Source organism: Salinimicrobium oceani (assembly GCF_012037645.1).
In genome coordinates, this window is sequence record NZ_JAAVJR010000145.1 from 1 (window position 1) to 698 (window position 698).

Consider the following 698-nt stretch of genomic DNA (forward strand, 5'->3'; position numbering starts at 1 on the left):
TATGAATACCCAGCCTTTTGTGGTTCATCAGCTTGGAAAGCACCACATTTGGAATTCCGCCGATGCCCATTTGAAGGGTAGCCCCGTCTTCAACGAGTCCGGCGACATATTCTCCGATCTTTTGTTCAATCTCTGTTGCCACCGGGATCTTTGTTGAGTGAATAGGGACATCTACTGCTATCGCGGCGTCGATCTGGCTTACATGGATGATTCCGTCCCCATGGGTGCGTGGCACCTGAGGATTTACCTGTGCGATCACTTTTTTGGCAGTTTGCACTGCGGGGAGCGTGATGTCAACCGAAACTCCCAGGGAACAGTACCCGTGTTCATCAGGCGGAGATACCTGAATTAAAGCCACATCAATAGGAAGAAAATTCCTTCTGAAAAGCAGGTGGATCTCGCTGAGGAAGATGGGAATATAGGCACCTATCCTGGAATTCACGGCCTGTCTCACATTTCCTGCAACAAAACAGCTGTTGGTCATGAAGGATTCGTTATAGGGAGGAGCAGTATAGGGAGCAGGACCTTCGGTATGTATATGGATCAACTCGACATCTTTTAGTTCCCGGTAACGGTCTGTAAGCGCATTGATTAGAATATTGGGAGTCATCGCCGCCCCGTGCAGAAAAACACGGTCGCCCGATTTTACGTGAGAAACAGCTTCTTGAAGAGTTACTATTTTTAAAGCATTTTTCATG

General features: G+C 47.9%; 1 protein-coding gene. It reads right to left on the reverse strand.

The genetic code is table 11. From position 1 onward, the window contains the following. A partial coding sequence (locus HC175_RS15920) for an acetyl-CoA hydrolase/transferase family protein (RefSeq protein ID WP_369074336.1) occupies nt 1-697 on the reverse strand: 697 nt, incomplete at its 3' end. Between the last annotated feature and the right edge of the window lies 1 nt (nt 698).